The organism is Edaphobacter modestus (assembly GCF_004217555.1).
GTDB lineage: Bacteria > Acidobacteriota > Terriglobia > Terriglobales > Acidobacteriaceae > Edaphobacter > Edaphobacter modestus.
In genome coordinates, this window is sequence record NZ_SHKW01000007.1 from 237,409 (window position 1) to 251,288 (window position 13,880).

Annotated in this window: 14 protein-coding genes; 7 read left to right on the top strand and 7 right to left on the bottom strand. The window is 55.3% G+C overall.

What is annotated here, in order from left to right; all coding sequences use genetic code 11:
* The first annotated feature begins 171 nt into the window (after positions 1-171).
* The 6 genes from BDD14_RS30085 to BDD14_RS34915 are packed head-to-tail and all read left to right on the top strand — an operon-like array spanning position 172 to position 5,054.
* Positions 172-633 carry an eCIS core domain-containing protein gene (locus BDD14_RS30085; protein WP_207231943.1) on the top strand — a complete coding sequence of 154 codons (462 nt, stop codon included), beginning with the start codon at positions 172-174 and terminating at the stop codon, positions 631-633.
* A gap of 16 nt (positions 634-649) precedes the next feature.
* On the top strand, positions 650-1,729 hold the full coding sequence (tssG, locus tag BDD14_RS30090; protein WP_130425080.1) for a type VI secretion system baseplate subunit TssG: 1,080 nt from the start codon (positions 650-652) through the stop codon (positions 1,727-1,729).
* Between the two features lie 55 nt (positions 1,730-1,784).
* On the top strand, positions 1,785-3,713 hold the full coding sequence (locus BDD14_RS30095; RefSeq protein WP_130425082.1) for a type VI secretion system Vgr family protein: 1,929 nt from the start codon (positions 1,785-1,787) through the stop codon (positions 3,711-3,713).
* Between the two features lie 56 nt (positions 3,714-3,769).
* Entirely contained in the window at positions 3,770-4,156 is a 387-nt protein-coding gene (locus BDD14_RS30100) for a DUF4280 domain-containing protein (protein WP_130425084.1), read from the top strand.
* A 38-nt stretch (positions 4,157-4,194) separates the two neighbouring features.
* A complete protein-coding gene (locus tag BDD14_RS30105) occupies positions 4,195-4,740 on the top strand; it encodes an SPOR domain-containing protein (protein ID WP_130425086.1) in 546 nt (181 codons plus the stop codon).
* On the top strand, positions 4,623-5,054 hold the full coding sequence (locus BDD14_RS34915; protein ID WP_423201826.1) for a DNA-primase RepB domain-containing protein: 432 nt from the start codon (positions 4,623-4,625) through the stop codon (positions 5,052-5,054). Before BDD14_RS30105 ends, BDD14_RS34915 begins: the two co-directional genes overlap by 118 nt.
* Before the next feature lie 228 nt (positions 5,055-5,282).
* Here the strand turns inward: BDD14_RS34915 and BDD14_RS30115 are convergent, their stop codons facing one another.
* The 7 genes from BDD14_RS30115 to BDD14_RS30145 form a co-directional block, all read right to left on the bottom strand.
* Positions 5,283-6,365 carry a PDDEXK nuclease domain-containing protein gene (locus BDD14_RS30115; protein WP_341273344.1) on the bottom strand — a complete coding sequence of 361 codons (1,083 nt, stop codon included), beginning with the start codon at positions 6,363-6,365 and terminating at the stop codon, positions 5,283-5,285.
* A 108-nt stretch (positions 6,366-6,473) separates the two neighbouring features.
* A complete protein-coding gene (locus BDD14_RS30120) occupies positions 6,474-7,136 on the bottom strand; it encodes a tyrosine-type recombinase/integrase (RefSeq protein ID WP_242618390.1) in 663 nt (220 codons plus the stop codon).
* A gap of 813 nt (positions 7,137-7,949) precedes the next feature.
* Positions 7,950-8,477, bottom strand: coding sequence for a Dps family protein (locus BDD14_RS30125; protein WP_130425088.1), 528 nt, complete (start codon positions 8,475-8,477; stop codon positions 7,950-7,952).
* 143 nt (positions 8,478-8,620) lie between these two features.
* Entirely contained in the window at positions 8,621-9,442 is an 822-nt protein-coding gene (locus BDD14_RS30130; RefSeq protein ID WP_130425090.1) for an alpha/beta fold hydrolase, read from the bottom strand.
* 64 nt (positions 9,443-9,506) lie between these two features.
* Positions 9,507-9,845, bottom strand: a complete 339-nt coding sequence (locus BDD14_RS30135; RefSeq protein WP_207231945.1) for a hypothetical protein — start codon at positions 9,843-9,845, stop codon at positions 9,507-9,509.
* 51 nt (positions 9,846-9,896) lie between these two features.
* Entirely contained in the window at positions 9,897-10,178 is a 282-nt protein-coding gene (locus BDD14_RS30140) for an STAS domain-containing protein (protein WP_165420424.1), read from the bottom strand.
* Between the two features lie 163 nt (positions 10,179-10,341).
* Positions 10,342-12,567 (bottom strand): sigma 54-interacting transcriptional regulator, encoded by a 2,226-nt coding sequence (locus BDD14_RS30145; protein WP_165420425.1) that lies wholly within the window; start codon positions 12,565-12,567, stop codon positions 10,342-10,344.
* Between the two features lie 568 nt (positions 12,568-13,135).
* Here BDD14_RS30145 and BDD14_RS30150 point away from each other — a divergent pair.
* Positions 13,136-13,753: a TetR/AcrR family transcriptional regulator gene (locus BDD14_RS30150; protein WP_130425096.1), complete on the top strand. Its 618-nt coding sequence runs from the start codon at positions 13,136-13,138 to the stop codon at positions 13,751-13,753.
* The last annotated feature ends 127 nt before the right edge of the window (positions 13,754-13,880 follow it).

Below are 13,880 nucleotides of genomic sequence, written 5' to 3' on the forward strand. Positions count from 1 at the left end.
AACGAATTCTACAGAATCCATTGATGCTCTGCGGCAAAATAAGTGCTCTCAAGTTATAGTTCGGAAGTACAATTACGGCTGAATATGGTCACCCCACCCAAACCATACCGACCAAGCTATGCAACGCCCTTCGGCTTCGCACGTCCCCTTTCAAGTCGAGCCGTGCAGGGTATGTTCCTCAGCAGGCCAAACCCATTCCCTCGTCGTCCCGGCACTGCGGCTCAAGCCAAGCCAAACATCTCCCGCCCCGGCGTCGAATCCTTTCAGGTTGAGCTAAGACCCAAGTCGGGTGGGTGGCCTCTACCACGCGATGTTCAGGCCAAAATGGAGAGCGCTCTCGGCAGCAGCTTCTCAGACGTCCGTATCCATGTCGGTTCCGAAGCATCCTCAATTGGGGCTCTCGCCTTCACCTGGGGTTCGGAGATTCACTTCGCCCCTGGGCAGTACAACCCACACACACCACACGGCCAGTTTCTCCTTGGCCATGAGCTTCAACATGTCGTGCAGCAACGTGCCGGACGCGTCTCAAATCCCTTCGGCTCGGGTGTGGCCGTTGTGCAAGATCATGCCCTCGAATCCGAGGCTGATCGCATGGGCCACATCGCCGCCAACTGGCGTCCACCCAGCAACTAGCCGAAGCCCACCATAAATGACCTCCTTCGGCTGGCGTGAAAGCCCCTCAATTCGTCAATGGCTCTTTACTGAGCCCTACCGCTTCGAGTTTATTCAAGCTGTTCGGCTCCTCGAACAGTTCACCCCCTCGACACCTCTCGCGCTCGGCCCCGACCCCAGCAAGGAGGCGGTCCAACTGCGCTCTCACGTCGGCTTCGACTTCGCCCCCAGTGAACTCCGCACCTTCCTCCCCCCGCAAGACTCGCGACATCCCCCCGAGCTGGTCGTCAACCTTTACTCCCTCGCCGGTGGTGCGTCCCCACTTCCTGACTGGGTCGCCGAGCTTCTTCAGGCCCAAGCTCGTAACCGCGACCATGCCCTTCGCGACTTCTTCGACATCTTCCACCACCGCCTTCTGTCGCTCCTCTACCGCGTCCACTTGCACCATCGTTCCTGGCTCGAACCAATCCAACCACAGAATGCGCAAACCGGAGCTGATGTTCCCACCACACGCCGCTCCCGCAATAAAATGTCCCAGTACCTCTTGGCGTTCTCTGGTCTCGGCCTTCAGGAACTTCAGAATCGGCTCTCCATCCCTGACGAAGAACTCCTCCCCTACGCAGGCCTCTTCTGGCAGCGTCCACGCTCCCTGGTCGGCCTCGAACGCATCCTTGAACACGCCTTGGAGATTCCCGTCGCTAGCCGCAGTCTTCTCGGTTCATGGAATCGAATCGAACCCGAAGATCGGACGCGTCTTGGCGTTCGCTGCTCCTCCAAGCGACGCTCGCTTCCTTTGCGCAGCCGCAATAACGCCCTGGGCCGCACCTTAGTGCTTGGCACTCGCACCTGGAATCCCCAAGGCCGCTTCGACCTCATCCTGGGTCCGCTCTCTTTCGCGGAATTCCAGAAACTTCTTCCCGGAGGACCCACCAACCGCCGCCTCATCGCCCTCGTCCATTTCTACGCCGGCGACGTGCTTGAAGTGCATACACACCTGCGCCTCAGTGCTGCAGATGTACCCGTAAGCCGCCTCGGTCGCTCCCGTCTGGGGTGGACCTCTTGGCTAAAGACCAGACATCTCACTCAAGCCCCGACCGTCACGCTGCGACATCCCTAGGCGAAACGTCCAGTCCAATACAATCGCATCAACCACGATTCGGGATCCAAATCTCATGCCCCTCGACGTCTCGATCACCACTCCGATCAGCGACACGCTCACGCTTGTGTCCCTCGAAGGAGAGGACGGCCTGTCCACCACCTTCTCCTTCCGGCTGGAACTCTCATCTTCAAATTCCTCCCTAGACCTCACCCAAGCGCTCACTCAGGCCATCGCGGTCACCTTCAACCTGCCCGGCGGTCAATCACAGTTCCTTCACGGCATCGTTACATCCTTTGGCCAGGGCGCTCAGTCCGAAAACGGTTCCACCACCTACTTTGCCCGTATTGAGCCCTGGTTTGCTCTTTTACGTATGAACACCAACCAGCGCATCTTTCAGAACCAGACGGTGCCTAGCATCATCACCCAGGTCTTCAGTGATCTAGGTTTGTCGGACTACAAAAACTCCCTGACTGCCACCTACGCCGCTCGCGACTACTGTGTGCAATACGGCGAAACGACCTTCGACTTCCTCTCCCGCCTCATGGAGAGCGAGGGCATCTTCTACTTCTTTATCCACACCGCCAGCGCACACACCCTCGTCTTGGCCGACGACGCCAGCGCTTTTCCTGCGCTACCCGGTATCGACACTATCAACTTCAGCCAGACCGGCCGCACTTGGGAGACCATCGACGCCATGATTGAGGGCAGCCTCGAGCAACAGCTGACCCCGATCAAAGTCTCTTCTGACGACTTCAACTTCATTACTCCCACCACCGACCTTTTCGCCGTCTCCGAAGGATCCGGTGGCGGCACCTTCGCAAGTGTCCTATCTGTCTACCAGTATCCCGGCCTCTTCACGGCTAAATCCGACGGCGAAACCATCACCAGCCTTCAACTCACCAGTTCCGAGGTCGACCAGCGGCAGCTCCGCGGCACCAGCATGTGCCGTGCCTTTCAGGCCGGCGCAAAATTTACCCTCGCTGGCCACTTCAACGCCACCGCCAATACTGCATACGTCCTCCGCTCCGTCGGTCACCAACTTGAGGTCTCGACAGCTCGCTACAGAAACCGCTTTATTGCCTTCCCCGCTTCCACTCCCTTCCGGCCCCCAAGAGTGACCCCACACTCGATCATCCGTGGAGCCCAGACAGCCATCGTTGTGGGTAAGAGCGGTGAAGAGATCTGGACAGACCAGTATGGACGCGTCAAGGTCAAGTTTCACTGGGATCAGTCAGCCGCACAAGACGAGACCAGCTCTTGCTGGATTCGCGTTGCGCAGCCATGGGCAGGACAGCAGTGGGGGGGCTTTTTCCTTCCCCGAATCGGTCAGGAAGTCATCGTCAGCTTTCTGGACGGCAACCCAGACCGTCCCATCATCACGGGCTCGGTTTATAACGGCCAACAAACCACGCCGTACGGCCTTCCAGACGAACAGACCAAGTCCACCATCAAGAGCAGTTCATCCAAGGGCGGCTCCGGCTTCAACGAAATCCGCTTCGATGACAAACAGGGCTCCGAGGAGGTCTTTCTGCAAGCGCAGAAGGACATGAACGTCAACATTCTCGGCGATCAGGCAATCACTGTCGCCAATAACCGTAAGGTCACCGTCACTTCGCAGGATGAATCCCTAACCGTCTCCCAGGGCAACCGTACAGTGGACATCACTCAGGGCAACGAAACCCACACTGTAGGCGGCAAACGCAGCCTTACCGTCAGCGGCGATGAGACTCATACTAACAGCGGCAAATTCAGCCATACCGTTAGCAGCGACTACGTCCTTAACATCAGCGGTGATCTCAAAATCCAAGTCTCGGGCGCTATCAGCATCCAATCCGGCACAACCTTCGACATCGAAGCCGGAACTGCGCTGACCAACAAATCCGGTACCTCCATGACCAACGAAGCCCAGACGTCGATCTCCAGCAAAGCAAACTCTCAGCACTCCGTCGAAAGCTCCGGCATCCTGGAGCTCAAAGGATCCTTGGTAAAGATCAACTCATAACCTCCACTACAAACTGTCATTGACTGAAGAAATTGAACTTTAGAAGGAGAGGCCACATGGCACAACTCGTCTGCATGGGTGCCCTGCTGCAGTGCAGCTTCGGCGCCGCTCCCGCTCCACTTTCAGTACTACCTGTCAATGGTGTCCTCACCAACACTCCCGCTGCCACCGTCGCAGATTCGGTGCCCATGATCAACATCCCTTCCTTCGCCATGTGCTCCTCTCCAACAAACCCCACCGTAATCGCGGCTACCGCTGCGGCACTTGGAGTCCTCACGCCAATGCCTTGCGTCCCGGCCACCCCAGCGCCCTGGTTACCCGGAGCACCAACCGTTTTGATCGGCAATATGCCCGCGCTCGACGACCAATCCAAACTGATGTGCACCTGGGGCGGTGTCATCCAGATCAATTCGCCCGGACAAGCCACTGTTGCAGTACCCTGATCTTACTGCCGTCCACCTTCCGGCCGGAGCACCCCCCGATGAGCTACGATTTCAGCTTCGAAAAAAAGAACGCGGTAATCCTTACCTCATGCGTCCTCCTCATCGCCGTGCTACTCGTTTTGGCGGGCTTTCTTCTAGGTATCCGGTCTAGCTCATCCAACGCCTCGGCATCCAAGCCACAACCTGTCCCTCCTGTGCAGGCGCGTAGCGTGGAGAAACCGAACCCTCTGCCATCTCCACCCACCCCCCTTGACGTAAGCCCCTCAGAGCCATTGCCCGCAAGCGCACCGCTGCAAATCGAGAAACCATCGCCGGATCATAGTCACAAGTCACATCCGTCACCGCAGTTCAGCCTCCAAATCGGCGCCTTTCGCAGTAAGCAGAACGCTGAAGCGAGGGTTAAGATCCTCAAAGATCAGGGAGTCGCAGCTACCATCATGAGCATAAGGGACGCACTCGGAACCACTTGGTTTGCCGTCCGTACCGGCGCCTACTCCGACCTGCCGTCTGCCACCAAAGCAGCACAAGCGATGAGCGCAACGACCAACGAGTTCGTCATCGTACGTCCAGCTCAATCCCTTTAGCAAGAACTCATGCCTTCACCTCACGATCACCACTTCCCTTGCAAGCAGCTTCGCGAACTCAATCACCATTGGGTGCTAAGCGCCTCGGAACCTTTGCCTCGCAGACATTGGCCGAGCGCTACGACGCTGACCGCAGCGCAGCGGACTGGAGGAGGTTTGGACGGCTTCCCGGTTTCACGAACTGCAAACCCAAATACAGAAAGTCGGACGGCCTCTTCCCTTTCGTGCGCTTTTTGAGATTATTGGACGTAGATATTTTTGGAGTTATTTGTCGTACCGTAGCCTCTGGAAATGACGATCGCTTCATTAACTAACGCTCACGACGGCGCGATAGGTGTCTGTTTTTTTCAGCAAGATGGAGTCGGAAGGCACGATCAAAGCAAGGGATCTCGATACCTTGCCGTTGTGCCACGTTGCGCCGAAATATCTACGACAAATATCTTCCCAAGCTACACACTTCTTGTAGACCGAAACATCATCGAACACTGTCCGTGACCTTTGGCTATAGCCAGTACATGAACTATGTCAAATAGGCAGATCTTCTATTCACCTTCCGTCACCTGCTCTTCTATCCACTCTTCTAACTTTCGCTGAAGCTCCTCTTTGCTGGGAAGATAAAGCTGGTATTCACGGGCATGAATATTGGCGTCTTTTGGTAGTGTGATTTCTACAAGCGCAGTGTTCTTTTTTTTGCACATGACGATGCCAATCGTCGAGTTCTCACCATCGGACTTGACGAAGCGATCGAAGTAGTTGACGTACATCTGCATCTGACCCAAATCTTGATGCGTCAGCTTCCCTATTTTTAGGTCGATGAGTACGTAGCATTTCAGCAGCCGATTGTAGAGAACCAAATCGATAAAAAAGTGCTCTTCATCGAAGGTGAAGCGCTTTTGACGTGCTTCGAAGAGAAAGCCTTTGCCTAATTCAAGCAGGAAGTGTTGCACATTCTCGACGATCGCCGCTTCGAGATCGGATTCAGAGTAGACGGCCTTGCTCTCGAGTCCAAGGAACTCTAAGACGTAGGGCTCCTTAAGGATATCCTGTGGTCTCGAAACTCCGTGCCCCTGATGGGCCAGCTCGCGGATTCCCTTCTTATTTCGACTGAGTGCAAGTCGTTCGTACAGGCCAGAGTTGAATTGGCGCTTCAGATCCCGAAGAGTCCAGTTCTGCTGCGTGGCCTCGATCTCATAGAATTTGCGCTCTTGCTCATTTAGTCCCAAGAGGAACACATAATGAGACCAGCTCAGAGCAAAGGGTTGCTCTGCAGCTGGCGTAACGGACCGCCCAGACAGTGTCTGGGCAGTTCGAGAAGGTGCACGTTGCTCCGGCTCACCGAATCGCCCAGACACTGTCTGGGCAATCTGAGGGTCTCGACCCGGATAAGCAATGTAGAAGCGGCGCATGTACTCGAGATTGCTCTTTGAGAAGCCATTGCCGAACTCCGTGGTCAGTCGAGCAGCCAGCTCTCGGATCACTTCCTTTGCCATACTGCGCCCGGTCCGCGCCACCCTGTTCTTCCTCCACAATGCGGCGACCGATCTCATAGTTTGTGTGAACTTGTAAGAGATTGAGTCCCCGGGCCGCGGCTCCGCGAGCCGAAAGGACGAGCTGGCGGATACCATCGTAGAGCTCGATTGAATCAGCTTTCGCCATGAATAAAGTATAGGTTCGTAATTCGTTCGGTCCGTCAGCAGAGGTAAACAGGAATCAACATCTCCAATCCGGCGAAGCTACAGTCCTAAATTATCGTTCACCGCCACTGCGATCTCCTGATCGGAGCCCAGGTATCTCTCGGTCGTCTGGATCGACGAGTGCCCTAGCAGAAACTTGATCTGTTCGAGATCCCCGCCATTCTTACGGCAGAGCTTGGCGCAGGTGCGACGAAGATCGTGGGCGCCGAAGTGCTCGATCCCGATTTGCTTCGATGACTGTTCAACTATTGACCAGACCGCCCAGTCGCTCAAGGTGTCGCGATTGATCTTCCCGCTCTTAGAGACCGATCGGAGCAGCCGGCCATCTTTAATCTCAGCCACGGTCATCCAGACATCGATTCCCTTCTTCACCCAGATCGGGATGGCCACCGTTCGAATTCGCCGGCCCTTGCCTTCGAGGTCTGCCAAGACCCACCGACCCTCTCTTTGCTGGATAGTCGTGACGTCGAGCTCGGCTAGTTCATTCCGCCTGAGGGCGCAGCCGACCAAAAGAGACAGAATCACATAGTCGCGCTTCCCTTTCAGGGTCGAGCGATCGGGGACGGTCAGGAGATCTTTCGCCTGCTCCCGGGTCAGCCAGTTTCCCAGCCGAGTTCCCCTCTGCCGGATGTTCGGGATGTCGGTCAGGCTCGCAGCCTCCTCCTGGCCGATCATCCTGGCGCGGCGAGCTTCGCCGACCATCTTCCGAACCGCCGAGAGCCGGACATTAATAGTAGAGGGGGACAAAGATTCCAGGGTCGACCTCCACTCCATTAAGAGCCTCGTTGGTCATGAAATGAGTTTACCCCTGACAATATACATTGTCGTGGGCTTATAATGAACATTATAAAAGACTTAGATATTGTCAGGGACGAGGGGCCCCGGTCACACCGCATTGGAGTTCCCATGACGATCGGAACCTGTTCCACTGGCTGCTGCTGATTTCAGAAATTCATAATTACGACCCGACATGACTAACCACGGTTGTGGAATCCTCTACTAAGCCGCGAGGTAAAGGCAGGCGGGAAATCCCCGTTCATGCTGGGTGACAGAAACATCATAAAGCGGCCAAAAACACCATAAGCTGGCCAACCCTATCCGTTTCTTTTTCAATACCCCGCACTTGCGGCGAGCCGTCAATGAAACACCATAAAGTGGCCAAAACACCAGTTTGACGCAATATGCTGGCCAAGACTTCGGCGGGCACCCGCATCGCCCTCGAACTTTCCGGAAACAGGACTCCTCAGGCAGTTCGGTTTCACCTTTCCGACAAGCCGGTTAAACGGCCACTTGCGGACTGTGGTTGTTCCCCCCTGTACGACATCTGCCGAGACGGATCGTTCCTAGGCCCAGGAGCATTCACAGCCGATGTGTTGATCAGAGGATCGTTCGCGATGGTCTTCTAAACGTAGAAGCCCTTCCATCCAGGTGCTCGAATCGGTGGGTCGGCTCTCGTACTTGCTTGATCAAGCGGAGACGCCCACCGTATTCGGCCCTGATGTCGCCTCGCCGCGATCAATCGCGACTGCGAGTAATCTCCCATAGAAACCAGGTGCGGCGTTCCGTTTCATCGGTCCAGGTCTCGATCAGGCTCGCCGTGGCCACGTCGTTGTGTTTCCCGCAAACCTCATGGGCGGCACGCATGAATCCCGTTAGGAGGCGACTATCCGCGGTGAGCTCTTCGAGCATGCTTTGGGGCGCGACAAACTCTTCGTTGTTGTCCTGCAAGCGCTGATGCTGCGAAATGTCGCCGATCGATCGAATCGTCATGCCCCCGATCTTGCGCACCCGCTCCGCGATCGCGTCGGTCATAGCGAAGATTTGCTCCCCATGCTCGTCCAAGAGCAAGTGGTAGTCCCGGAAATGACGACCGCTCATGTGCCAATGGAAATTCTTGGTCTTAAGATAGAGAGCAAAGACATCGGCGAGCAATCGGCGTAAAGCCTGAGATATTTCTGCTACGCCTGCCGCCGAAAGATCCGTCGGTGTTTCAAGCCCCCATTCTTCTCTCTCCTTCAACTGTTTGACATTCTTGGACACCATCTCATCCTCCTCCTAAAATTTGTAAAGTTGCACTCTGCCCCTGCAGTCTGGCAAATATTGGAACCCTCGAACCAAACTGCCATCGCGCGAATCGCGGCGGCGGCCAATGCGGCGTGGCATTCGCGCCGCCGCGCCACAATCGGCTATTTCTGAAGAAATACGAGAACCTCCTGATTGATGACATCTGCATGTGTAGTGCATAGCCCGTGGGGGGCGTCGGCGATCACTTTCAGGGTTGCATTCTTGACAATCTTTGCGCTCACTCTTCCCGAATCATCGATCGGCACGATCTGATCGGCATTTCCCTGAATCACAAGCGTTGGGACATCGATCTTCTTGAGATCTTCAGTTTGATCTGTTTCGGAAAAAGCTTTGATGCAGTCGTGCGCACCAATGATCGAGGATTGCATCCCCTGCAACCAGAATGCTTCCCGAACTCCCTCGGAGACTTTTGCTCCGGGTTTGTTGTAGCCATAAAACGGAAGACTCAGGTCTCTAAAAAACTGAGAACGGTCGTTGACGACACCGGTGCGGATATCATCGAAAACCGATAGCGGCAAACCGCCTGGATTCTTCTCCGTCTTGAGCATCAGCGGGGGAACGGCGGCAATCAGAACGACCTTAGCTACACGCTTCTGCCCATTCCGCGCGACGTAGCGGACAACCTCGCCTCCGCCGGTGGAATGGCCGACCATCATTGCATCTTTAATATCAAGGTGATTCATCAGCTCAGCAAGATCGTCAGCGTATTGATCCATATCGTTGCCTTGCCAAGTTTGGCCAGAGCGCCCGTGGCCTCGACGATCATGGGCGATGACACGATAACCTCGCTGTCCGAGAAATAACATTTGTGCGTCCCAGGCATCGGCACTCAAAGGCCATCCGTGAGAGAAGGTGACGACCGGTCCCGCTCCCCAGTCCTTGTAGTAGATTGAGGTTCCATCTTTCGTAGTGAACGTGTTCATTCTCTTTTCTCCTTCTCTGCTTTTGATTAGTTGAAGACGGACAGCACGCTCAGGCGAGAGCCGACTAGTTCTCAAGAGGCGGCAGGAATGTACGGGAAGATCCTCGACGGCAGATGTACAGCTTCACCGAGCGTCCGTCCTGGCTAATCGTCTTTTCAACCGTGGTCACGCCGGACATGTCGACCGGCGTCTTATTCTGCAGCCCGGTGAGGATTTCCTGCGGCTTTGGCTGGGGCAGTGTCCAAAACGGACTGGTGTCCTTGTTGAGATCTGCCAAAAAAGCTCTCACTTGTGGATCGATTCGAGGATCTGTTGCCGCGTTCGGCGCTTGCGCTGAGGCTACTTGAGTCATAACAATAATCCCTCCTAGGGCTAATGTGGCTAACGTACTGGAACGTTTCATTGACTTTCTCCTTCGGACTTCGGTTGGTTCCATCTGGCGCGACCCCCTGCACTAATCGCCTCGAGACTTTCTTGCTTCCGCTTGTTCGCGGAACATCCACTCTCTGACATAAGGCGAACAGTGCAGCACTGAGAGACCCTCCGCGCGACACGCGTTGAGAAAGCGCACGCCTTCGACATCGACATGATCCACCTCCTCCAAGTCCAAAACGACTCGTGGTCCACTGCGCTCGATCTCGGCCTTCACCTGGTCGAGGTGTTCGTACCGCAACTCCCCGCTCAGTCGAATCCGTGTTCTGCGCTTGCCAGAAACCCGTTCAATCCTCAGCGTCATGGATCCCCGCATCCGAAGCCCACCCTTGCGGATGCAACTGCTGGGCCATTGTTAACTCGTTGAATAGCTGCAATTTAGAGAAGCCGCAGATGTCCAATTTTGAGCAAATGGTGATCGCTGAGCAAATCGGGGGATGGATTAGGTAGGTTGCGGAGAGAACCAGCTAGACGGTTGAAACTTTGAACTGATATTTGTCGATTCCCAGGCGCTTGATTTTTGCCTCGAGGGTCGCTCTCGGGAGCTCAAGTTTGGCTGCAGCCCCCGTTGGCCCTGAGATTCTGCCGCGGCTTTCCGCGAGTGCGGCTTCGATCATTTCTTTTTCTTGCCTAAGCAGCGCACCACTAAATGCAACCGTCGAACTTGCGATGTGATGCGGCTTACGCTTAAGCCAGGTCTCATCTACTGAAAAACTATCGCCGTCGCTCAGGATGACGGCCCGCTCAATTACATTTTGTAACTCGCGAACATTCCCAGGCCAGTTGTATGCCTGGAGCAGTTTAACGGTTCTTTTATCGATTGTTCTGAACTTCTTTCCAGCCTTTTTCGCAAAGCGATCAATAAAATATTCAACCAGCAAAGGGATATCCGCCGCTCGCTCCCGCAAGGACGGCATCTCAATCGGAACGACATGCAGCCTGTACAGGAGATCTTGCCGAAACTTACCTTCAGCAACAAGTAGGTCCAAGTTTCGATGAGTAGCCGCCACCACTCTTGCGTCAACAGGAATCGGTTTGTCGCTGCCGATACGTTCGATTTCACGTTCCTGCAGCACTCGCAATAGTGCGACTTGGATCTCCGGGGGCACGTCGCCGACTTCGTCCAGAAAAATCGTCCCTCCATTTGCGGACTCAAAACGCCCCAGGCGCCGCTGTGTCGCACCAGTGAAGGCACCTTTTTCGTGGCCGAAGAGCTCTGAAGCAATCAACGATGGCGGGATTGCGGCGCAGTTCACAGCAATAAATGCCCGCCCGGCGCGCATCGATCGTTTATGGATGGCGCGCGCGATCAACTCCTTTCCCGTACCTGTTTCGCCCAGGATCAGAACCGTCGAATCGGAACGCGCCACCTTGTCCACTTGATGCAGAATTTTTGATAACGCTTTGGAAGAACCGACGATGTCCTCAAACATGGAGTCGCGGTCGATTTGTTCTCGCAACGCGACGTTTTCGTTGCGCGTCCTCTCTTCAACTCGGACGCGATCATCAATGTCAGTTGCTGTCGCGTACCAGCGAATGACCCGTCCCCGATCGTCAAGCAGCGGATTGTATTGAATGAGAAACCACCGGTACTGTCCATCTTTACGCCGAATTCTTTGCTCGTTTTTGAATGGCGCAACGCCGAGTAGTCCCTTTCGGCGCTCATCCTGCAGTCGTGCAACATCCTCCTGATGAAAACTTCGTGCGCTAGAATCCGGCGACATCGTCTCTTCGATCGTTAGCCCCGTGTAATCCAGCATTGTCTGATTCGCATAAAGAACAGTGCCGTCCGTGCTCAGTACGCCGATCATCTGGGGAATGACATCGACAATCTGGCGGATGGCCAGGGCGTTGTCGGCCATCACACGCATGATCGTTGCAGAGATCAGTTTGGCGACCGAGTCCAGGAAGTCTCGATAGGCACGATCCGCAGTCCTGCGGGGACTAATGCCCGCAATGAGTAGTGCGGCCGGCACCTTGTAGTTGACTAGAGTGATCGGCACAACCAACCCGCATTGAGGCGATTCGTTCCATTGCCCTCCCGGCAAAGGCCCAAATTTCTCCTCCAAATCGTCAACCTGCTGGACCGAGTTTGTGTTAACCGCCCGAGCGAGTGGCCAGGCCGCACGCGGCTCCGGGGCGGTGAAATCAACGATCTGCGGACTCGCCGTTCCTCCTGGGTCCAGGCCGACGCAGGCTGCCAATTTGGCCCGTTCCAGGTCTTTGTCCACAGCGTAAAGTAACGCGAATGGTAGGTCGTAGCGGTTTTTGCCGAACACATCACCCGCAATTCGGCATGCCTCTTCAATCTCTTTAGCGTCATCGGAACGGGCCACAAGGTCTCGGAGCGTTCGGAGGCGCCGTTCGGCAACTACACGATCTGTTGTGTTGTCGACCAGCGACAACGAACCGCCAACTTTGCCGGCTTCGAGTTCGATGGGGTTAAAGGATACGGTGTAATACCTCTCTTCGAGGTATCCCCCGCGACGATAGAAGTGGAGCAAATCGTTCGACACGGCGGCTTGGCCAGTGGTTAGTACGTTCTCCATTGTCGATTCGATCGCGGGCCGCAATTCGGGCCACGACTCGAAGAGTGGTCGGCCAAGCGCCTTTGGGTGCTTATCACCGATGAGCGGAATAAACGCATCGTTATAGAGGACAAGAAGATCCGGCCATCCCCAGTGGATGATCATGGGGAGACGGGACCTCGCGCAAAGACTTACGGTCGATCGCAACGCCTGCTGCCACCCGAAGATTGGGCCGAGAGGCGTAGCTGACCAATCGTGCAACCGGATGCGCTCACCCAACTCACCGCCGCCAGCCAGAAAATCGCTTTCTGGCGGTTCTCGATCCTGTCCGGAACCATGCTCTGCTGTCATCGCCCCAGGATTATAGTCCCGTTGCGCGACTCCGCAGGGCCCTAGTGTACGAGCGAACGAACCGGGACATAGCAAGGAAAAATGGACGACCTCAACGCCTACGCACGGAATTCGCACTGGCAAACGGGCGTCAGTTCAGCGATCTCACGAGCCATTTGTCATAGCCGCATTCTCAACGAGCGAAATAATCGCGAATTCACTTAGTGAGAAGTCGCCCAACACGGACAGTTGACCTTCCCCATTGAACTGTTGACTTCAGACCGGGCTCATTGAGCAAAGTCGCAGCGATCAAGTCCGTGCCTAATATTCTCTTTGGAACGTGTAACACGCACCCTCAGGGGACGATGTAAGCACCATTTACAATGGTTGGCAGGAGGCTCTTTTGCCCGTCAAAAAGGCTAAAGTCCTGCGTAAGGCGAAAGGCGAATACCACCACGGCGACCTGAAGACCAGTCTCAAGCAGGCGGCGCTTCGTCTTGTGAGAGATCGGGGCCCGAGAGGTTTTTCACTGAACGAGGCGTCGCGGCTCGCCGGTGTCTCGGTTGCCGCGCCTTATCGTCATTTCGACGATAAGGATGCGTTGCTCGCAGAGATCGTCCGCGATGGATATGAGCTTCTTGAGCGCGAAATACGCAAATCCGTTGAAAAGGTTGGCAACCTTCGAGAACAGATTGTCGAGTCTGGAATGGCTTATTTGCGCTATGCGCGAAACCATGCGGATTACTTCAGTGTGATGTTTCAGTCTGGCCTCGACAGATCTAAATATCCCGAAATCGAGCGCTCGGCAAGGGCCGGTTTCGGAGTGATTGTTGGTCTCGCGCAGCAGTATGAACGCACGCCGGAACTCGCAGAGTTGCGTGCGGTCTCCGCCTGGGCGCTTGTACATGGACTGGCAGGACTCGAGCAGGACGGCGCGCTTAGCAACGCCGCCGGTAAGAGCCGAACTTTGGAACAGTTCCGGCCGATCCTCGAGCGCTTTGTGGACCAGCCCTACAACTGACCTAAAAGACCCTGTGAAGTTTTCTGCATCCGGAGAATAGTCACATCCATCGAATTCAATGTTAGCGGCATTAACATAAAATTTTTACGAGAAGATGATATGTATCATACTAAAGTGAAGCGGATTA

Coding starts and splice junctions, on each gene's coding strand:
- BDD14_RS30085 (WP_207231943.1), top strand. CDS start 172: ATGTTCCTCAGCAGGCCAAACCCATTCCCTCGTCGTCCCGGCACTGCG.
- tssG (WP_130425080.1), top strand. CDS start 650: ATGACCTCCTTCGGCTGGCGTGAAAGCCCCTCAATTCGTCAATGGCTC.
- BDD14_RS30095 (WP_130425082.1), top strand. CDS start 1,785: ATGCCCCTCGACGTCTCGATCACCACTCCGATCAGCGACACGCTCACG.
- BDD14_RS30100 (WP_130425084.1), top strand. CDS start 3,770: ATGGCACAACTCGTCTGCATGGGTGCCCTGCTGCAGTGCAGCTTCGGC.
- BDD14_RS30105 (WP_130425086.1), top strand. CDS start 4,195: ATGAGCTACGATTTCAGCTTCGAAAAAAAGAACGCGGTAATCCTTACC.
- BDD14_RS30115 (WP_341273344.1), bottom strand. CDS start 6,365: ATGGTATCCGCCAGCTCGTCCTTTCGGCTCGCGGAGCCGCGGCCCGGG.
- BDD14_RS30120 (WP_242618390.1), bottom strand. CDS start 7,136: ATGGTCGGCGAAGCTCGCCGCGCCAGGATGATCGGCCAGGAGGAGGCT.
- BDD14_RS30125 (WP_130425088.1), bottom strand. CDS start 8,477: ATGGTGTCCAAGAATGTCAAACAGTTGAAGGAGAGAGAAGAATGGGGG.
- BDD14_RS30130 (WP_130425090.1), bottom strand. CDS start 9,442: ATGAACACGTTCACTACGAAAGATGGAACCTCAATCTACTACAAGGAC.
- BDD14_RS30135 (WP_207231945.1), bottom strand. CDS start 9,845: ATGAAACGTTCCAGTACGTTAGCCACATTAGCCCTAGGAGGGATTATT.
- BDD14_RS30140 (WP_165420424.1), bottom strand. CDS start 10,178: ATGACGCTGAGGATTGAACGGGTTTCTGGCAAGCGCAGAACACGGATT.
- BDD14_RS30145 (WP_165420425.1), bottom strand. CDS start 12,567: ATGATCATCCACTGGGGATGGCCGGATCTTCTTGTCCTCTATAACGAT.